General features: G+C 42.9%; 11 protein-coding genes. 5 read left to right on the forward strand and 6 right to left on the reverse strand.

Annotation, left to right across the window (positions count from 1 at the left end; genetic code table 11):
- Window positions 1–107 precede the first annotated feature (107 nt).
- The 3 genes from KEM09_RS12810 to KEM09_RS12820 all read right to left on the reverse strand — a co-directional run bounded on the left by KEM09_RS12810 (window position 108) and on the right by KEM09_RS12820 (window position 6,744).
- A complete protein-coding gene (locus KEM09_RS12810; RefSeq protein WP_212228854.1) occupies window positions 108–3,458 on the reverse strand; it encodes a sensor histidine kinase in 3,351 nt (1,116 codons plus the stop codon).
- Between the two features lie 141 nt (window positions 3,459–3,599).
- Window positions 3,600–4,388: a PhzF family phenazine biosynthesis protein gene (locus KEM09_RS12815; protein WP_212228856.1), complete on the reverse strand. Its 789-nt coding sequence runs from the start codon at window positions 4,386–4,388 to the stop codon at window positions 3,600–3,602.
- Window positions 4,389–4,497: 109 nt separating this feature from the next.
- Window positions 4,498–6,744, reverse strand: a complete 2,247-nt coding sequence (locus KEM09_RS12820; protein WP_212228858.1) for a spermine/spermidine synthase domain-containing protein — start codon at window positions 6,742–6,744, stop codon at window positions 4,498–4,500.
- Window positions 6,745–7,031: 287 nt separating this feature from the next.
- Between KEM09_RS12820 and KEM09_RS12825 the strand changes: the two genes are divergently transcribed.
- The gene (locus KEM09_RS12825) at window positions 7,032–9,368 is read left to right on the forward strand and encodes a S9 family peptidase (RefSeq protein ID WP_212228860.1); all 2,337 of its coding nucleotides are present in this window, start codon (window positions 7,032–7,034) and stop codon (window positions 9,366–9,368) included.
- Between the two features lie 103 nt (window positions 9,369–9,471).
- Here KEM09_RS12825 and KEM09_RS12830 read toward each other — a convergent pair whose 3' ends face one another.
- Entirely contained in the window at window positions 9,472–10,875 is a 1,404-nt protein-coding gene (locus KEM09_RS12830) for a right-handed parallel beta-helix repeat-containing protein (protein ID WP_212228862.1), read from the reverse strand.
- A gap of 457 nt (window positions 10,876–11,332) precedes the next feature.
- Between KEM09_RS12830 and KEM09_RS12835 the strand changes: the two genes are divergently transcribed.
- From KEM09_RS12835 to KEM09_RS12845, 3 genes are all read left to right on the forward strand, one after another.
- Window positions 11,333–12,133 carry a hypothetical protein gene (locus tag KEM09_RS12835; RefSeq protein WP_212228863.1) on the forward strand — a complete coding sequence of 267 codons (801 nt, stop codon included), beginning with the start codon at window positions 11,333–11,335 and terminating at the stop codon, window positions 12,131–12,133.
- 307 nt (window positions 12,134–12,440) lie between these two features.
- Window positions 12,441–15,563, forward strand: coding sequence for a VPS10 domain-containing protein (locus KEM09_RS12840; protein WP_212228864.1), 3,123 nt, complete (start codon window positions 12,441–12,443; stop codon window positions 15,561–15,563).
- Window positions 15,564–15,692: 129 nt separating this feature from the next.
- The gene (locus KEM09_RS12845) at window positions 15,693–18,098 is read left to right on the forward strand and encodes a mechanosensitive ion channel family protein (protein ID WP_212228865.1); all 2,406 of its coding nucleotides are present in this window, start codon (window positions 15,693–15,695) and stop codon (window positions 18,096–18,098) included.
- A gap of 30 nt (window positions 18,099–18,128) precedes the next feature.
- On the opposite strand, the gene KEM09_RS12850 is transcribed toward KEM09_RS12845, so the two are convergent.
- Window positions 18,129–18,899 (reverse strand): hypothetical protein, encoded by a 771-nt coding sequence (locus KEM09_RS12850; protein WP_212228866.1) that lies wholly within the window; start codon window positions 18,897–18,899, stop codon window positions 18,129–18,131.
- Between the two features lie 175 nt (window positions 18,900–19,074).
- Here KEM09_RS12850 and KEM09_RS12855 point away from each other — a divergent pair, with 175 nt between their 5' ends.
- Complete coding sequence (locus tag KEM09_RS12855; RefSeq protein ID WP_212228867.1) at window positions 19,075–20,697, forward strand: diflavin oxidoreductase; 1,623 nt, start codon at window positions 19,075–19,077, stop codon at window positions 20,695–20,697.
- 31 nt (window positions 20,698–20,728) lie between these two features.
- On the opposite strand, the gene KEM09_RS12860 is transcribed toward KEM09_RS12855, so the two are convergent.
- A complete protein-coding gene (locus tag KEM09_RS12860) occupies window positions 20,729–21,991 on the reverse strand; it encodes a KamA family radical SAM protein (RefSeq protein WP_212228868.1) in 1,263 nt (420 codons plus the stop codon).
- Between the last annotated feature and the right edge of the window lie 119 nt (window positions 21,992–22,110).

Consider the following 22,110-nt stretch of genomic DNA (forward strand, 5'->3'; position numbering starts at 1 on the left):
TTCCGCTGCAAAAATAGTCTTTTTAGGGTAAACCAAAATCGAAGTGAAAAGTTTATTGCCTTAAAACGATGCGAGTTCACCGGTATTGTTTCATTAACAACAAGCCATTAACGTTTACCTTTACGCACTGTGAACCAAAATTCAGAACCAATGCCTTCCTGGCTGTTAACACCAATAGTGCCTCCGTTCTTTTCCGCAAACTCCTTACAGATAATTAGTCCCAGGCCTGTTCCTTTCTCGCCTTCCGTTCCTTCAGTCTTTAGTTTTTTGTCAATCCGAAACAGTTGCTGCTGGTTTTCTTCACTAATACCCAGCCCTGTATCTTTGATACTTATCTTCCAAAAGCCACCATTTTCATGAATAGAATAGTGTATTTCACCACCGCTACCGGTAAACTTCACGGCATTGCCGGTAAGATTACGAATAATGGTATTGATGGTGTCACGGTCGCCCCTCGCTATCATTGAATCAGCCGCATTATTTACCAGGCTGATGGATTTCCTGGTGGCCGCTGTTCGGTATAGGTTAATGTTTTCGGTTAGTAATGCAGCAACATCAAAATCCTCATCCTTAAAACAAATCTTGCCCCTTTGCGATCGCGACCATGTCAGCAGGTTTTCAAGCAGCTTATAGATGCTATGTACCGAGCTGTTAATACGCTTTACCGCATGCCGCTTATCCTCCTCATCGGTTACTTCGTAATTTTCATCCAACATCTCACTGATCGACATCAGGCTGCTGAAGGGATTTTTCAAATCGTGCGATATTATGGAAAAGAACTTATCCTTGGTGGCATTCATTTGCTTCAGGTTTTCCTCGGATATATGCAGCTGCCTGTTGGCCTCAAGCACCTGCTCATTTTGCACCATCAAAAGCTTATTGGTCTTTATCTTGAGTAAGAAACGGTAGATAAAAATGACGAGCATTAATACAATCAACACCTCAATCAGCACAAACCAGATGGCCTGCCAGAAAGGCGGACGAATGGTGATTTTCAGTTCTGCAGAATCTTGACTCCACACGCCATCGCTATTGGTGCATAATACCTTAAACACATAGTCGCCCGGCTTTACATTGGCAAACGATACATAATTGCGATTGCCGGCCCTGGTCCATTTTTTATCGAGTGGAGATAACTGAAAAGCATATTGGGTTTTGTCCGAAAACAGATGGTTAAGCCCTGAATATTCCAAGGCAAAAAACCGTTGACTGTAATCAAGTACAATCTGCTCTGTATAACTTATATCGGCCGGCAACACGTATTGGCTATCAACTTCTGCCACCGCATTACCATGCCTGTCAGTTCCGGCTAATGTTTTAACTTCATTCCCCAGCACCTCCAGACGCGTAATAACCGGTTGAGCAACAAAAGAACTGGCAGTGAGCACTTCTGGTATCATCACATTTAGTCCGTATACACCCCCGAAATATAATTTGCCTGAACGCCCCTTGTGAAAGGCGCCACCATTAAACTCATTGCTTTGCAAACCATCACTCACGTCGTAATTTTTACATTTAAGCGTTGAGGGATCGATGCAACAAATACCATGATTGGTACTCAACCACAACTGCCCGGTTTTATCTGGTAAAATACTGTATATAACCTCATTGGGCAAACCGTCCTTTATGCCCAATACCTTTACCTGTCCACTGTCCGGATTAAGAATATTCAATCCTTCATTGGTACCCACCCATATCTGTCCGTCGCTGTCTTCATAAATACAAAATACAATATCATTACTTAGGCTCTTTCCCTCTCCCATTTCACTGGTATAGTGCTCAAATACGCCCGACTCAGGATCCAGGCGATTGAGGCCACCGCCATAGGTGCCAATCCAAAGCTTGCCCTGCTTATCTTCGATAATACTGGCATAAACAAAATTATTCGATATACTCTGAGGGTCATTGAGTTTATTTAAGTAATGCTTAAAACGATGCGTTTCGCGGTCAAACAGATTCAGCCCATGCCTGGTGCCCACCCACAATCGCTGCTGACTGTCTTCAAAAATAACTCGCACTGAATTATCAGATATTGTATGCTCATCATCTTCATCACTTACATAGGCTTTAAAACTTCTGGTCGATGCATTAAAACGATTTAATCCCCCACCATCAGTACCAATCCATACCGTACCACGGCTGTCCTGATACACCTCACGTACTGTATTATTGCTTAATGAGCTAATGTCGTCAGCTATATGCGAATAAGTTTTAAACCGATCTGTTTTAGGACAATAACGACATACCCCTTTATCGTTGGTTCCTATCCAAAGGCAGCTATCAGCTGTTTCGAAAATGGACCAGACAAAATTACTCGGCAGGCTATTGGTGTTTAGAGGATTATGCTTTATCAAATCAAATTTATTGGCTGAGGGCTGATAGATATTTATGCCTGCACCATAGGTACCTAACCAGATATTGCCATTTTGCTTGTCGGCATAAAGGCAGTTAAAGGCATTCTGGCTAATACTTTCCTTATCGGTAGGGTTGTGAAGGCACCGCGTCACCTGCATTTTTTTGTTGATAATAAACAGGCCATCGCCATGTGTGGCATACCATACTTTTTCGTTACCGTCAATCCACAACGACTTACTGGTGTTAATAGCCAGGCTTCGTGTAGTATTATATGTATCAACTAGTTTTTTTGCCCATTCCTTTTGAGGAAAGTATACCCATAATCCGCCAATGGCACTTATCCATAAACGTCCTTGCCCGTCTGCTTCCAGGTTATCAATGCCCTCAATAGCTTTTGATACCTTAAGCGATGCCGTAGTTACTCCATCCAATTCGTATTTGAACACCCCAGTTGCAGTGGCATAATAGGCCACGTGCTGACTGATGCTAATATCCGTAATATCAAAACCAGATAAACGCTTCAGCTTATTATCAGACGTCAACCGGAACAATCCATTACTTGCACCGATGATTAAATCATCTTTATATAATTGGATGGAGTTAATAGATACTGGTTCATCAAAAAGTACAGCCTCACCGTTCATTACGTTGAATAGGCTCAAGCCCTTTTTAGTGCCAATCACCACATTATTACCATGAATTTCAAGGCAGGTTATGGTATCGTTAACAATTAGTTCAGACTGCCCGGCCTTGTAATTGGTAAAAACTTCGGTAACCGGATTAAAATTGGATAACCCGCTGCGTGAGGCAAACCAAAGATTCCCTTTGGCATCCTCAGCAATGTGCTCAATCCATTTGTAGCAGATACTATTTGGGTTTTTCACATCAGTGCGATAAATGGTGAAATGATAGCCATCGAATTTATTCAAGCCATCTTCAGTGCCAAACCACATAAAGCCTTTACTATCCTTATGAATGCAATAAACAGAGCTTAAAGACAAACCATCGTTTATGGAAATATTCTGGAAACGAATCGGGGAATCTTGCGCATGCACCAGCCGGCAGCATAACAGCAAAGATACTATTAATAGGAAGTTTTTCATTTTAACCGGGTTAGTTGCATAAAATTACTTAATGATATGCCATAAACCAAGTCAATAAATGGGAATTAAAAACTAAAATAGCAGATGAAGTTGTAGTTCCCAAATTATACGATACACTTTATACAAAAATATCACAAAGAATTATTCAATCCAGATATGTCCCACCATATAGGTACGTGCTCTGCCGCTTATCAACACGCGCTCATCCAAATCCTTACAATAAAGTATGCCTCTTCGTTCAGACACCTGAAAAGCTGTTAACTCCTTTTTATTGAGCTGCTGGCTCCAGTATGGTACTAAAGTGCAATGTGCCGAACCTGTAACGGGATCTTCTAGTATGGTGGCCTGCGGGGTGAAAAAGCGTGACACAAAATCGCAGTTGCTACCTTTTGAGGTAGCAATTACTCCACCTGTCCCCAGGTTTATTCTATCAAAGGTATTACGATCAATCTGCAGATTCATTACCATGCTTTCCGATGGATACACTAACACATAATCGCGGGCTTTCAGCACGGCATCGGGTTGTATATTGATAGCTTCTTTTATGGCCTTTGGCAGTGTTTCCCTTTGCGCCGGCCGTGATGGAAAATCAAGGATAAATACATCCCTGTCACACTTTACTTCCAACTGGCCACTGATTGTCTCAAAAACCATGTTACTACAGGCATGCTCCAAATGAACTTTCAGCACATAAGCAGCAGCCAATGTAGCATGACCGCACAAATCCATCTCAATATCAGGTGTAAACCAGCGCAAGTGGTACCTATCTTCTTTTTTAACAAAAAAGGCAGTTTCGGCCACGGCATTCTCCATAGCTATCTTCAGCAGCAACTCGTCGGGCAGCCAATCTTCCAAAGGCACCACACAAGCCGGGTTACCCCCAAACACTTTATCGGTAAACGCGTCAATCTGATAGATGGTTAACTTCATAACAATAGTTTCATTTTTCTCTAAAAAGTACCTGCAACACCAATAGCCAGGTCAACTCCATAGCTTAAAGATATCAAATATATACCGAACCTGCACCAGCTATAATTAATCAGCCAGCGGCCACAAATGTTTTTTTAATCAGCAGATATGCCAATAAATAGAATGCGCCGGCCATGACCATACCATAGGTGAAACCATATAAAAATACTGGTATTAGCACCAGTGTGCTTCCAATGACTGAAGCAGCTCCATTGATGGCAAATCCCCAATCAATCAGCTCCCCGGATTTTGCACTGCCTTTAACAAATGGCATACCCATAAAAAAGCCAACAGGTGCCACCATCAGGCAGGTGATTATAATACGCCATGCCAATGATAGCACACCCAAATGAGCTACCACAAGCGGAAACAATACAGCATCGGCTATCAACCACAAAACAATGGCAACAAATGGCAGTGAGGTTTTAAAACGCGTACTGAAATAACTACCCAACCCTGAACTGGCCAGCAGTACAAACAGTAACGTCATAAAGGTGTAGGACGATGAACCAATGAACAAGGTATATTTTTGTATTAACACCACTTCGATGGCCATAAAGCCCACACCAATGACAAAGAAATAGAGCCAGCCCGCCGCTGTAAGGGCGCTATTTTTCTTGAGATAGGGCAACAGATTAAGTGGTAATACCACTATTATAACAAGTGCCAGAATAACCAATACAATGACCATCGATAACGGAAAACCCTGAAACTCGTATGGCAACAAGCGCTTTTTAACTTGTTCAAGCGACAAATTTTTCATCAGCCCCAGTTGCCCTGTAAAAGGTCGATCATCGGTGCAGGGCGACAGGTTGGTGGATGCTTCCGCCTGACGCGCCTCCCAACCATTGGTTATAATCTGGTTGATGGGATTGGTCTGCAGGGAGTCAGCTGCCGGATACAACTGCCTGAAAAATGCATAGTTCTCCTCATTTGTTTCATGCACCGCCTGACTTATGGTGGCCCCATCAAGCGGCTGCTTGCCCAACAGTATTAAGTGGCGACGCATGGTAGGCAAATGATATACAGCCAGGTGAGCTGCGGGGTTTTCAATCCCCTCACGCTTCAGGGCATCAAGCACCTCAGATACCATACGAGGTACATAAAACTGATGTTCCATCATCAGATAACCGTTGGGAGATAAGGCCTTGTAATAGTCCTGAAAGGCCTCAGTGGTAAACAAATAATTTTCTGCCAATGCAAATGAACCAGATGCCAAAGCAGCAAAACTATTGGAGCTTAATGAATAGATGACATCAAAATAATTATCGAAGCGACGTACGTAAGCACGAGCATCTTCACTCACTACCTTCACACGCTCATCGTTATACAAGTTACCAGAGAATTCATTTAAAAAACCACTAGTCATCATGTTATTGATGTGTGAATTAACCTCAACAGCGTGCACCTCGGTAACACCATCCTGCAAGGCCATCAGCACATCACCTCCACCACCGGCACCTAACGAAAGAAACCGGCAGTTATCAAATTTGCTTGTGAGATAAGTTGAAGGAATGGAGAAAGGAATCCGTAACGAGTCGGGACGGTTGAAGTTACCATCAAAGGCAATCACTGGCGAGTTAGCCGCATTATCAATATTCAGCCCCCAATACTCATCGCTGTACTTGTATACCTTCAACCTGGCCATGGCGTCCCAGTGCTGGTAGATAACTTCTGCCCTGTCTTTTTGTGCACTCACCAAAAGTTGATCAGTACGGGGTAGTAATATAACACCGGATAACATCAGCAATGCAGGAATGGCCTTAAACCAAGTGGTAAAGGCCAGAAAAGAGGCGATGAACACAGGCAGTACAATCACAAAAGCGGCCTTATCGGTGCCGATGCCATTCATTAATAAAACAGAAGCAACCACGCCCAAGGCTGCGCCCAGCAAATCAGCCATGTATAATTGTGGCATGGCGACATGTGCCTTTCTGAAAATACTACTTAAGACTATACCTCCTGTAAAAAACGATGAGCCCAGAATGATAATGGTCGCCATCAATTTCAACAGCATCTGGTAATTATTCAGAAGCTGCGTAAAATCCAGTTTCAGGTAAAGAACCACTGGTGGTCCGGCCAACATAAGCAAACCTGTTAAACTCAACAGGCAGCCATACGACTCTTTAGCCGCCAGCCGCTTGCTCATCCTTAGTGTTAAAGCGCCAAGCCCCAGCCCGAGAATACTGATACTTAGTATAAGAAAAGCAAATGTGTAGAAGTATTCAGCCGAAAAAATCCTCGACCAGATGATTTCCATGGATATAAGTGATAGTGATAACAGGAAGATCAATACGGTTTGTTTGGTCACTTTCATTTTGTTTAGGTTTTTGTCGTGTTGAGTCTCGCCTAATTAAGCAAGAAGCATACCTAATAGTGCAGCATTATAATTTTCAAGTAATTATATTCAGTCACCTCTAAAATCAGCTGAAAAAGCTGTTCGCATCAGGGCGAAAGAGCGTTCATTTTCGAACACAAGTAAGCTACTAAAACACGCGTAATACCACTTTTATTGATCATTCATAAGGAAACGAAAGAAATGTCATATCCAGAACATAAAGGATTATATATATTCGCCATGCATACATTAATTCAATATCGACAATGAAAAAACACTTTCTATGGCTGATGCTATTGGGTGCCATTATAACGGTTACCTCAGCACAGGAGGCCAACTTTGACCTGGCCAATAAGTTTACGCAGAGTAATGTTAAAAAATACCTTGGTTCGAGCCGTGTTAATCCGAACTGGATTGAAAACAGTCACTTGTTTTGGTATAACTACAAAACAGCTGACGGCAACTTCTATTGGTTTGTAGATCCGGTGAAGCGAACTAAAACACCACTTTTTGACAATAACGACCTGGCCGCCAAAGTAACTACTATCACACACAAGGCCTATAATGTGAATGATTTGCCAATTAAGAAGATTGAGTTTGAGAAAAACAGTCAATCGTTGTTCACGTTTGAAATGGATGAGCTCAAATTTAAGTACAACATGAAAACCAGGCTGGTGAGTAAAATTGATACGGTGAAGAAGGAAACTAAAGATGCCTGGAAAAGCTACTCGCCCGATAGCACATTCATTGTATTTGCCCGTCAGCACAACCTGTACCTGATGCGTGCCAATGATGTCGATAGCGTTGAAACACAGCTGACCACTGATGGTGAACGCTGGTTCAGTTACCAGAGCAATGGCGGCGATACCACCTCTGACAAGCGTCTGAAGGCCTGGGTGTCCTGGTTTAAGGATGAGAAAAAGTTTTACACCATGCGCTATGATATGCGTCAGGTAAAAGAAATGGCGGTTATCAATTCTGTGTCGGACCCGCGCCCTAAGGTTGAAACCTATAAATATGCCATGCCTGGCGATGAACACATTGGCATTCCCCACCTTGAGATTTATGATTTAGCCGGTGAGAATTGGGTGAAGCCCGACCTGGCCAAGTGGAAGGACCAGAGCATACGGACCTACCGCCCCTCAAAAACATCGGACAAGCTGTTTGCCATACGTAAAAAACGTACTTGTGATGAGCTGGAAGTAGTGCGTATCAACACCAATACGGGTGAAGTTACTCCACTTTTCAGTGAAGAGTCTAAGCCTTATTTTAATGACCAGATGAATCAACTGCACGTCATCAACGAAGGTGAGGAATTCATCTGGTGGTCGGAGCGTACCGGCTGGGGGCAACTCTACCGCTACGATGCCAACGGTAACCTCAAGAACCAGATTACAAGAGGTAACTATGTGGTTGGCCAGGTGGCGCGTATCGATACAGCCTCCAACACCATTTACTACCCGGCCTATGGCAAAGAAAAAGGCTTTGATCCTTATTACAACATCTACTATCGCAGCAGTTTTGATGGCACTACCACGCGTATAATCACGCCAGAGGAGGCAAACCACCACTTTAGCATGCCTAAAACAGACAAGCACGCCAACTACTTTGTCAACAACTACTCGCGTGTTGATCAGGCGCCCAAAGCGGTGGTGCGCGATAAAAATGGTGCTGTAATAATGGAACTGGAAACCATGGATCTGTCGCGGGTGAAAGAGCTGGGCTGGTCCTTCCCCGAAAAATTTGTGGTAAAAGCCGAAGATGGCGTCACCGACCTGCATGGCGTTATCTGGAAACCTTTTGATTTTGATTCCACCCGCCAATATCCGGTGATATCATATGTATACCCAGGTCCGCAAACCGAAGCTGTGGTGCGCGATTTTACAGTTACAGCGCGTTACAATACGGCTCTGGCTCAGCTGGGTTTTGTTGTCGTTTCTGTTGGTCACCGGGGCGGTAGTCCAAAACGTCATAAGTATTACCACACCTATGGGTATGACAACCTGCGCGATTACGCCCTGAAGGACGATATGTTTGCCCTGCAGCAACTGGCCAACCGTTACGATTACATCGACATCAAGCGTGTAGGCATCTTCGGGCATAGTGGTGGTGGTTTTATGTCAACGGCAGCCATGTTTGCCTATCCTGACTTTTACAAAGCCGCTGTATCGTCGGCCGGTAACCACGATAACAACATTTACAACAAATGGTGGGGCGAAACGCACCACGGTGTAAAAGAGGTGAAGAAGAAAATTAAGAAAGAAGAGAATGTGAACGACTCGACTAAAGTGGAAGCCAGTGAAGATGAGTATGAAATTACCTTTAAGAGTAAGATACCTACTAATCCATCCATTGCCAAGAACCTGAAAGGACACCTGATGCTGGTGCATGGCGAGATTGATAACAATGTGCACCCGGCCAACACCATGCGCGTTGTCAAAGCTTTGATGGATGCCCGTAAGCGCTTCGATTTTATGATCATCCCTAATGTGCGCCACGGATTCTCGCAGTATTCGCCGTATTTTGAGAAGATGATATGGTACCATTTTGCCGAACACCTGTTGGGCGATTACCGCAATAATGTGGATTTAGATTTGCCTTAAGCGAGAAGATTCAATAAGTTTATAAAAGCGCCCCACATTCAATCAGTAATGCGGGGCGCAAATATTACATTGTTTCTTAAAAGATATTTTGCATTTTCTAACCTTACTCCATTTGCCATAGAGCGGCAGCTGAAATCATCTGCTTTGCATTCAACATGAGGTCTCGCCTATTTGCATTCTCGCATGCCACATAATTATGAATCTCATTAGCTCCGTCGTATCCTGGCGTCTCACCATTATCCGTCATGTCCATTATCATTTCACAGAGTTTCAAAGTTAATAGTTGTGGGAATTTCATCTCATGAATCATATTTCCTGATGAACTTGAACTTAAATAAATGGCACCAGCATCAATACTCCATCCAGACAGTGAGCTGTTTTTAAAATCGTTATGATGAATAAAATTATTTTGTCCTAACACAAGTATACCACCAAAACATAAATTTTGGTTTAAATTCATAAAAGTATTGTCCTCAATGCCTGCATTATTAACCAAGTTGTGAAGAAAGATACCCCAGTAACGAGGTGTTTCAATTGTATTATCAAATACATGAAGGCCTGAGGGAATATTAAAGAAGAACATACCAGGCAATCCGGCTGAATGGATTTTAACATGAGTATTTCTCACAGTTGCCTGTGAATTCAGTACATTCATTCCAGTTATTCCTTGTCCTACATTAATAGCCTGAAGCTTATCAATACTTATCAACGAGCCTGGAGCAAAGCGCATAAATAAACAAGCTGCATCCCCCAGGTTTTCAGCCTCTACATTTTTAACGAAAAGCTTTCCTGATTCATTAATATCTGTAACTGGAGATCCCAACATTACATGGATTCCCCAACTGACATTCATGCCAGCAATATTTCCAAATGCATTAGTTTGCAATCCTCGCAGACATACATTCTCAATATATGTATCATGTTCCCCACCTAATATTTCGATAAATGTGCTTATATAAGTGGAAGGGTTTCCATAGTAATCAGGCATAATATCAGTCGGTTGCTCATCCTCTATTAGAATTGTGAAATTGTTTAAAACCACATCTCCCACTGCATTGTCAAATTGCAAAACGGTAGCTAAGAAGGGATTTCCACCAGTTAAAGACCACCATTCTGAAGTAGCCCCCTCGAATCCTATTTCTGCACTCTGTCTGCCAGCGTGAATTATGCTATTGTACTTTCCTTCTCCACACAAGGTACCCTGAAACCCAGGTACCACTATATTTCTGCTTGTATAGTAATGATCAACTGTCGATTTATCTCCATCAGTCAAACAAACCATTCCGCCAGTTTGACTAACATATAGCAATGCAGTCTCTATATTATCTGCATCCGTAACTCCTGTAGCATCACCACTGGGAGTTACATATACAGCATCCCCGGTAACTACTAAGGCCTTTAAGCCCAATCGCTCCTCATCCACTTTTAATGGCAAATCATCATCAGCAATCTGATTGCAACAAACTAATACTATTGCCATAGTCATCCAAACTCCTATTCTTCTCATCTGACAAATTATTAAAATGTTATATTGTATGTTTCACGCCTTGAGCAATTGCGCAGGTAGGTTACTATGTCACCAAGATACTATGCCAAACAGTAGATGTCAATAAGCGTTTTTGCATCACTATTGGACAACCAAATTAACCTTTTAAAAAACCAATCAAAACCAGTTAAAAAAGCATTATATTGAATTCCTTAAACCAATCTTATGGAAAGGTTTAACCTTTTCATCTCTTTCCTTTAACCTTTCTTGCCAAAAGGTTTAACCTTTACGCCGCTTTCCCTTAACCTTTTATGCCAAAAGGTTTAACCTTTACGTCTCTTGCCTTTAACCTTTGCGTTACAACCATATATCCATACATAATGATGACTATTAAAATGAAAATTATAATTTAGTAGTCACTGAACTAAAAATCCAGAAATGGTATCTGCGTAAGATAACTTTCAGCAAATAAAACCAGATGGAGAATTGGACTACAACAAAAATTGAGCTTGATACTGACAAAAAAGAAGTGAATAAGTATCTGTTTAAATCATTTACGATAGACGCTCGTGGGAATATGCTCAATGAAATAGAATACGATTCTAACAATAACGCCCTTTATAAGCGTGTTTGCAGATACTTTGACACTGATAAAATCAAAGAGTTCATTGAATATGACCCATTTAATGAATTATTAGAGAGGCACCTTTATACCAAGAATGATAATGGAGAAATTGATAAAGTAGAATTTGAGTTTGAAGAAGGTAGAAAAACCGTTAAAACTTTCGCTTTTACTGATATCGGAAACGCTGATAAAGCCACAATAACTGATGAGAATGGGGATGTAACGGGCTATGAGATTTACCAATTGGATGAATTAGGACGCGTGGTGGCTGAAATAGAATTGGATGCTGACAATAATGAAATATCCAGATACGAGAAAACCTACCAAGAAGACGAGAAATTGTTATATGAAAAACTATTTCGCGATGACCAACTTTGCAACGGCGAACACTTTGAATATGACAACAATGGAAACCTAATTAAGAAAACGCAAAGAGACTACATCAATAATAATGAAGTGATTGATACCTATACCTATGACAGTAACAATAATATGCTGCTCAATTGCTCACATCAAAATGGCACCTTGGTTTTTGAAAACAAGTGCACGTATAATGAATACAATCAACTAATCTCAGAAGAGGTCTTTCAGATTAATATTTGGACCGGACACATCATATGCCATGAAAAGTTGATCCACGAAAAGGCAAAATAAACATAATCATTCAACGGCATCAGGCAGTCAACACATTGCCCTCTCACCTTATCGCCTCTGATTTAATACCAATTGCATTTCAATATGAGCTTTAAGCAAAACTGTGAAATTGCAATGGTTAATGCCGATAATAAACGAAAGCGTCTTTGGAAATATATGAACCAAAGGCACATTTCGATATTAAATAGGTATAACAGACATACTTTCAATCACATTAATTGTATGCTCATTTGCGTTATCAGCTCAATCACTTTTAAACGACAGCACTTTTTCAGGACTCCAACTACGCAGCATTGGCCCTGCACTCATGTCGGGGCGCATAGCCGATATAGCCATTCACCCCACCAATCCAAACATCTGGTACGTTGCCGTTGGTTCGGGTGGTGTGTGGAAAACCGTAAATGCCGGCACCACCTGGCAACCCATCTTCGATAAGCAAAGTGTATACTCCACCGGCTGCATTACCATCGACCCAAACAATCACCATGTGATATGGCTGGGCACCGGCGAAAATGTGGGCGGACGACACGTTAGTTTTGGCGATGGCATCTACAAAAGTGAAGACGATGGTGCCACCTGGACAAACATAGGACTGACGGCCTCCGAACACATATCCAAAATCATTGTCCACCCGCATAACTCCAATATAATTTGGGTAGCAGCCCAGGGACCACTCTGGAGTAAAGGCGACGAGCGAGGCATCTTTCTCTCAATCGATGGCGGACAAAACTGGACACAAACTTTGGGCGACAAGCAATGGAAGGGGGCAACCGATTTGGTAATAGACCCGCGTAACCCCAATGTGCTTTATGCTGCCACCTGGCAACGTCATCGTAACGTAGCGGCTTATTTGGGCGGCGGCCCCGGTTCGGGCATCTACCGTTCCGATGATGGTGGCAACACCTGGCAAAAGCTGAATAAAGGACTTCCTGATAGCAACATGGGGAAGATTGGTTTGGCCATATCACCTCAGCAACCCGATGTGGTTTATGCAGCCATTGAGCTGAACCATCGCACAGGAGGCGTTTATCGTTCCTCCAACAAAGGGGCGTCGTGGAGCAAAATGTCGGATGCAGTTTCTGGTGCTACCGGACCACACTACTACCAGGAGCTGTATGCCTGTCCGCATCAGTTCGATAAGCTGTACCTGGTGGATGTACGTATGCAGGTTTCCGCAGATGGAGGCAAAACCTTTAAGCGAATGAGTGAACAGCACAAGCATTCGGATAATCATGCCATCGCTTTCAGGGATGATGACCCTGACTATTTGCTGGTGGGCACCGATGGCGGCCTGTACGAAACATTTGACGGCACCAAAAACTGGCGTTATGTAGCCAATCTGCCGGTCACACAGTTTTACAAGCTCGCAGTAGATGATGCCGAACCATTTTACCATATCTACGGCGGTACACAGGATAATAACACACAGGGTGGCCCTTCTCGCACCGATAAATCCAATGGCATAACCAATGCCGACTGGTACATCACCCTCTTTGCCGATGGCCATCAACCAGCTACCGAGCCCGGTAATCCTAACATTGTTTACTGCGAATGGCAGGAAGGTAACCTGGTGCGCGTGGACAAAACCAACGGTGAGATTGTGCACATACAACCGCAACCTCAAGAGGGAGAGCCCTTTGAGCGCTTTAACTGGGATGGACCCATTCTGGTGAGTCCGCATCAGCCAACACGCCTTTATTTTGCTTCACAGCGGGTGTGGCGCTCCGATAACAGAGGCGATAGCTGGACAGCCATTTCGGGCGACCTGACCAAAAATGAAGAACGGCTAAGCCTGCCAATAATGGGCAGTATACAAAGCTGGGACAATGCCTGGGACCTATCAGCCATGTCTACCTACAACACCATTACCTCACTGGCCGAATCGCCCTTGCAACAAGGCTTGATCTATGCCGGCACCGATGATGGCCTAATTAGTATTACGGACGATGGAGGTGCCAACTGGCGTAGCCTGACCGTGGATAAACTGCCCGGAGTACCAGCCACCGCTTTTGTCAATGATATTAAGGCCGATTTGTTTGATGCCAACACGGTATATGTGTGTCTCGATAACCATAAGTTTGGCGACTTTAAACCCTATTTATATAGAAGTACCAATAAAGGTCAATCGTGGAGTGCCATTAAAGGTAATCTTCCCGACAAAACTCTGGTTTGGCGTTTTGTGCAGGACCATATCAATCCATCCCTATGCTTTGTGGGTACAGAGTTTGGCCTTTACTTCACCATTGATGGAGGCGATAACTGGACGCAGCTGACAGGCAATGTACCAACCATCTCATTCAGAGATATTGCCATACAGCGGCGCGAAAACGATTTGGTGGGTGCTTCCTTTGGTCGCGGCTTTTATGTATTGGATGACTACTCCCCATTGCGCCATGTCAGTCAGGAACAGCTTCAGCAAGAAGCCACCCTCTTCCCTACACGTGCTGCATTGCGTTACATTCCACGCCCAAGCATGACCATGGCTGGAAAAGGAGCGCAGGGTGCCGCTTTCTTTACAGCACCTAACCCCGCTTTTGGTGCTGTTTTTACCTACTATCTGAAGGACGACTATCCCATGCTAAAGCAACAACGCCGAAAAAAAGAAAAAGCAGCCCTGAATAAAGGGGAAGCAATACAATTTCCGGGCTGGGAACAAGTAGAGAAAGAGCGCCGGCAAGATACCACCAAGGTGTGGCTCAGCATTACCGATGACAATGGTCAATTAATCCGCCGCCTGCGAGTTCCTGCTGGCAAAGGGTTCCACAGGGTCGCCTGGGATTTACGTTATGCTTCCATATCCCCTGTCAGCCCCGCTAAACCATCTAGCAAGGGTAGCGGCTACCTCGCACCTTCGGGTACTTACACTGCGAGTTTATCCAAGGAAGCTGATGGTGAAACAATCCCTTTATCATCGCCCATTGAATTTGAGGTGGTGCCCATTAATGCAGGAAGCCTTGAGCAAGCCACCGAAAATAGTTTTGATGGATATATCACTGAGTTGAGGGCTATGCAAAAAGACATCTCAGCCATCAATAAAGTTGTTAAAGAAGCTTTTAAGCAGGTTGATGCATTGACTCTGGCCGCACAACAATCGAAACTGGAAGCAGGCATTGCAGAGCAGCAATTACATGGTATCAGGCAACGTTTATATGAGATTGATAAAAAGTTAAACGGCAATGCCAGCAAAAACATGATTGGTGAAAAAACAAAACCATCGGTTAACAGTCGTTTCATGGCTGCTTCGCAGAATATTGCCAACAACACCTATGGCCCAACAGCTACGCAGAAGGAGAATCTGGCCATTGCTCAACATGCTTTTATGGCTATAAAAGAAGACGTTAAGCAAATCATAGAGATTGACCTGAAGCAGGTAATGCAGCTTATTCTGGATAATGACGGCCCATGGGTGGAAGGCATGCCTCTGCCCTAAAATAATTTTTTCGAAACAGCATCGCAAAAGGACTTTCTGAAAAAAAAAGGAAGTTCCTTTTGCTTGCATCAATAGGTCATTTCCAATTCTTCTGCGTATTTTTAACTGATAATTTCTAACTCTAATCGGATGACTGTCTTTCGTATCTGCTTTTTTATATGCTCCCTGTCAATTGCTGTTCAGGCCAATGGCCAGATAGCTGAAAATGATTCGGCAAGCAACGTTATTGTACAGATAGATGCTATTGAAGTGCCGGGGCGCAGTGCAATGGCCATTTCCCAACTCAATAAAATTGATAAAGCATTATTAGAGCAGGATGAGCTCAACAATCTCATCAGCGAAAGTCAGGAACGGCTGATGGACATCGACAGTATCTACGAAACAGAAAACTACAAAGACCTCAGTAGCTTCAACCGACGTCACCTGCTTAATAAACGCTCATACTGGAAACAACGTCAGGAACAGGTAGAATCAATAGTGGATATTCTTGCAGCAGAGCTGGATAAGCTGGATTCCCAGCGTCGCAGCGTGCAAAAAATTGATAAGCAATGGCGTTCAATTACCCAATACCTTGGCATTGAGGCCAAAGACAGTATTATTCAAACTAATATTAACCGGGTTTACACTAAAAAAAATCAGCTGCTTGGTAAACTTATCAAACAGGAAAGTCAATTACTAATGACCCAGGATCAAGCCATTACTGAAAGGGCCAGAGTTCTGTCTTTAGTAGATGAAATAGAACAACAAATAAATGAAGATGAAGACAATGTTTTTGCCCGTAGTCCTTTAGCATTTAATGAGTTGTTTAAACACGACTCTTTCAGCTCAGTTAAAACAGCTCTTAAAAAGAATGTAAAGATAGAAGGGCAACTGGTGGCGGATTATCTAAAAGACCACCGCGCCAATGCCTTCATGTTCTTAGTATTGTTGTTGAGTGGCATTTTTGCTTTTCGGTGGGTAAAAAAAGTTATCATGCGAAAGGGCATCATTAAAAATGGCTCCTATTACCAACAGCAATTCCATCGCCTCTTAAGTGATTACAAAAGCACTGCATTTGTAATAATCATCTGGCTGTCGGCTTTACTATTTCCCAATCAGCCACTATTATTTAAAGATATCATTCGGGTGGTTATTTGCATCCCTCTCATCATCTTATTGTCTCGCCTGGTTGATAGGCGCTTGTTTATAAATATTCTGATATTATTTACCCTGATTCTGATTCAACTACCTTTCAACTTGTTTCCGCCCAATCAGATTCACTACCAGGTATTTATTATTATTGCAGCACTCATCGAAATGGTGGTACTGGTTAATATCCGCTTGTACCTTCTTCAGTTGATATTGCCCGGCAAACCATTAAGATCTTTCATTAACCGCTTTTTAATTGGTGTTATAGGCTTGCTTGTCGTTTTTTCATTAATGGGAATTGCCGGATATACTGTGCTCACTGAACTAATAGTTAACACCATCCTTACAAATACCTTTAGCATTGCTCTGCTGTTCGTATCTATGCTTATTGCCATTGGTATGATTGATTACCTGTTTGACAGCATGCGTAACCGTAACCTAAAAGTGTTTTATACGCATGGCGCCAGTTTAAGAAAAAGACTGGTGCAGGCTGTTGTTACTGTCTCTGTTATTATGGGTGTTTATATTATTCTGCTGAGTATAAAATTAGATGATGAAGTACTGACATTTATTGGTGATGTGCTCACCTACCAGTTTGTCATCAGTGATACATTTAGTTTTTCACTGGGGCGAATTATTATGCTGATTGCCATTTTAACGCTGTCTATATTCACGGCCAATGTAATTAAAACGATATTGGAAGAAGATGTGCTGAGCCGAACAAAACTTGGCCAGGGACTCCCGCATACCATTGCTTTGCTCGCCAAATACACACTTATTACCATTGGTATTACCCTGGCTGTATCTATGGCGGGTATACCCATGACCAGCCTTACAGTGCTGATTGGGGCCTTTGGTGTTGGTATTGGCTTTGGCTTGCAGAATATCTTTAACAACCTGGTATCTGGTTTAATACTGCTCTTTGAACGTCCTATAAAAATTGATGATGTGATTGAAGTGGGACAGCTGTTGGGACGGGTTAAATCAATTGGCATACGCTCCAGCATTGTGCGCACCTTTGATGGTGCTGAAGTGATAGTGCCCAATGGTCAGCTCATATCCAACGAAGTGATTAACTGGACACATTCTGATCCGCAACGTCGCCATGAGGTAATTGTGGGTGTAGCATACGGCTCCAATGCCGAACAGGTAAAACAGATACTGGAAGATCTTTTACATGCTCATGATGATGTGCTCAAAGACCCTGAACCAAGCGTCCTGTTTATCAACATGGGTGATAGCTCTCTGGATTTCAGGCTATTATTCTGGATATCGAAAGTACAGGAAGGTTTAAAAATTAAAAGTGAAATTACGCAAATGGTTTATGATGCATTGAACCAAGCAGGCATTACTATCCCATTCCCTCAGCGAGATATTCATATTATCAGCCAACCTGACAAAAAGTAGCCAAAATCTGCTGTCAAAATAATGCTAACATCACTTTTTTTGGAAATATCGACTATCCGTTGTTTTTCTGAAATAGCGATTATCGGGAACATGGCCCCCCGTCTGAAGCTTCTGTTTTTGTGTTGCTTTTTGCACCATGGCTTTTGTGGTTGATGGATCATCGCTTAGATACACCGGTATATCTGCATCTTCTGCTATTTCCAATACTCGCCCATAAGACTCTGGCAGGTTCAGGCTTTGAGGAGTCTTCCATACACCCTTGCCCAATACCGCTATCTCCTCACCTTCTTCAAGAATACCTTCACGGTAACGCAAAGTTTTATTAAAACCCAGCATATTCTCGCTCTCGTAGCCCTTATGATTCAGGTACCACTCCAGCTGCTCACTGGCATCATTCATAAACCCTGATGAGAAGTTGCGATCCTGCACAATGTAGCTTTTCAGTTGACCTCTGCCGATACAGGCATAATCTGCACCATCGCGAATGACAAATTTACCGGTTACCTCTTCTTCAATCAACTTCTTCCAATGAGAGCTTTTGCCCGAGGACACCTTTTGCTCAACAAGCACATGGTAATAGGCACATTTTCTGTTTGACAAAGGCGCTACCAAAGCTTCATCGGCAAATTCAACCGTCCCAACCACCTTCGCCACATCGCCATCCCGAAAATCACTAAGGTGCTTCAAAACAGCTTTTTTAAGCTTACGTTTAATCAGTGCTTTCTTGTTAAAAAAAGAAGCCAGAACAATAACGACTATAAAGCCGACCACAAAGATGATAAAAACAGGATTTTCCAACATAAGGGATGTGATTTGAGTAAAACTCCGTAAACAAGAGCACCTAAATATACAATACATTTTGATAATACCATTCGCCCATCACCTCTTATGATAGTTACATTAATATTTATGCATCAAAAACAGACCATATCTGAACAATTTCGATAACAGATCCTTGAATGATTAAACCACATACATGATGAATACATTTAAGGATACTATATACATCCTGTTTGGCAGCCGAACAGGCAACTCCAAGGCGGTTGCTATACTGGCCCATGAATATGCCCAAAGTTTAGGATATGCTTCGGAATTGCGCGATATGCAGGACATGGATTTTAATGAATTGCAACAGATGACATATCTTCTTGTGGCAGTTAGCACCCATGGTGAAGGAGAACCACCTGTACAAGCCGAAGGTTTTTATGAATATATTCACGGAAATACTATCAGTCAATTAAACACCAGGTATGCAGTACTTGGCCTGGGTGATAGCAGTTACCGCTATTTCTGTCAAACAGGTGAAGACATTGATAAGCGCATGCAAGAGTTAGGTGGCCAACGCTTAATGGAGCATGTCAAATGTGACATCGATTTTGAAGAGACAGCCAAAAGCTGGGTGCTGGATGTATTTAAAACACTCGAAAGTCAGCTAAAAGCGGTTAATCCCCCGCAAAAGGAAGGCTTTGTATTTGACCTGAAGCTGGGACACGATTCTACCTCAGCCTACAAAGCTGAACTGCTCCAGAAAACCATGCTTACCGCCGAAGGCAGTAGTAAAAAGGTACTGCATGTGAGTTTATCGCTCAAAAACGCTGGTATGGATTATCAACCCGGTGATGCAATAGGTGTTTATGGCACCAATTCGCGTAGCCTGGTGGATGAGCTACTCAAGCAACTTGACTTCGACAAAGCCTATCCGGTGGTGGTAAAGGACCAGACTCGTATGCTCAAGGAGCTGCTGATACATGATTATGAGTTGACTTTGATTACCCCGCTTGTGATTCGCAACTATGCCGAAATTGTGAATAACACAGCCCTTAACGAACTGATTGTTGATGACCAACAACTGGAAGCGTATGCTGAAGAAAAAGATGTGATGGACATGGTGTCAGATTTTCCGGGCCCAATAACGGTTGAAGAATTTCTGAGTGTACTGCGCAAACTAAGCCAGCGCTTATATTCCGTTGCATCAAGTAGCCTGGTGGTGGGTGAGCAGGCTGATATTACTGTTAAAATCATTGAAAACAGACACGACCAGCGCACCCGTAATGGCGTATGCTCATCCTTTTTATGGAACCGCCTGGATGTGGGTGACCGAGTGCCCGTTACGCTCGAGACCATCTCTAAATTCAGGTTGCCGGAAACAGACACTACTCCCATTATCATGATTGGTGCTGGTACGGGTGTTGCACCGTTCCGCGGTTTCCTGCAGGAACGCTTTGCACGTAAGGCATCGGGCCCAAACTGGCTATTATTTGGTGAAAGAAACAGCCAAACCGACTTTCTATACGAAGAGGAATTAAAAAGCTATCTGCACTCAGGCCTGCTAAGCAAGCTTAATACAGCCTTTTCCAGAGATGGTGAGCAGAAGTTCTACATTAATCAGGTGGTTGAGCAGGAAGGCAGTGAAATCATGAACTGGATAAATAAAGGCGCGGTCATATATGTTTGCGGCAGCAAAGATAAGCTGGCTGTTTCGGTACGCGCAAGTTTAATTAAGGTATTTAGTCAGTATCTGCAGTTAAGTGAAGAACAGGCGGGTCAACACCTCGAAGAGCTTAAAAGCAATAAACAATACCAGGAAGAAGTATACTAACTACTTCTTCCTGATTTTATTTTAATACCTCTTACTTAACCGGCTTCAGCTGATCAATCCATGTAGCCTTTTCGTCGTAATGCATCAAAAATGGCTTGTATGATTGTTTATAATCGCGGTGGCGGATGTACTGTATCTGAAAATACTTGTCGCCATTTACCGGATTATCGATGATGCCCATAATCTGTGCTTTGCCCATGGCCGCCGACATGGATGGAGCAGTTACGGTCTTGGCCAGACTAGATGTAACACGTATGGCATCGGTGTATATTTCATAAGCCTTAGCCAAAGGCACCTGGAAATATTCATAAGGCCCGGTTTCGCGTTCCACAAACATGTAGTAAGGCACCATGCCCATATTCACCTGCTGGTCCCACATTTTAGCCCATACCTCTGCCGAAGCATTAATATGATTTAGCAAAGGGGATTGCGTACGAATCTCGGCACCTGTAGCTCGTATATTATCAATGGCCTCTGCCACCGCACTGTTCGACATTTCCTGGTAGTGATTGAAATGAGCCATAATAGACAGGTGAATGCCCTTATCGGTAATGCGCTTAAAAAGGTCCAGCATCTCCTGTGCCTCTTCATTGTACTGAGGCAGAAAAACAAACGGCCACCATGTTAATGATTTGGTTCCAAACCGGATGGTCTTTAGGTTTTTCAAGTCAGCCTTGAAAATGGTATCAATGTATTTGCTGATGGTGCGCGGACTCATAATCATAGGGTCGCCACCAGTAAATAGTAATTCATGCAAATGCTCATGCTGTCTGAAATACTCACACACCTGATCGATTTCCTTCATGGAAAACTGCAAATCTAAATCCTTTACAAACTGAGGCCAGCGGAAGCAAAAGGTACAATTGGCATGACAGGTCTGTCCCTGAGTCGGGAAAAACAGGGCAATATCGCGGTATTTATGCTGTACTCCTGGCAAAGGCTCACCATTGAGCTGTGGTATATTTGACTGTTGCTGCGCCGGATGCGGATTCAGGCCTAAGCGAATATCGTTGGCTATTTTGGTAATCTCGTGTTGCGCCAGGCCTTTTTCAACCGCCCACCTAACCTTATCATAGTCAGCGTCACGCAGCATATGCCGATTGGGGAAGGTTAATATGTAACAGGGATCCGTTTCAAAATTTGCCCAGTCAATCAGGTAATCCACCACATAATTGTTGGCTTTGAAAGGCAATACCCGCGAAACAATTTCAATCTCATGTTTCACCTCCTCCGGAAGCATTTTCATGTATTCAATCTGCCTGAAATTTTTAATATTATAACTTAATATCTTCATAAAACTTATTGATGCTATTGGTCCTCATCAATACCAACACGAGCCATTACAAATTGTTTTGATGATAGCCGAATACATCTAAACTCAATTATAAATTAACTTTATCCGTCTGTAAAGAA

Source organism: Carboxylicivirga mesophila (assembly GCF_018271975.1).
In the GTDB taxonomy this organism is placed as follows: domain Bacteria; phylum Bacteroidota; class Bacteroidia; order Bacteroidales; family Marinilabiliaceae; genus Carboxylicivirga; species Carboxylicivirga mesophila.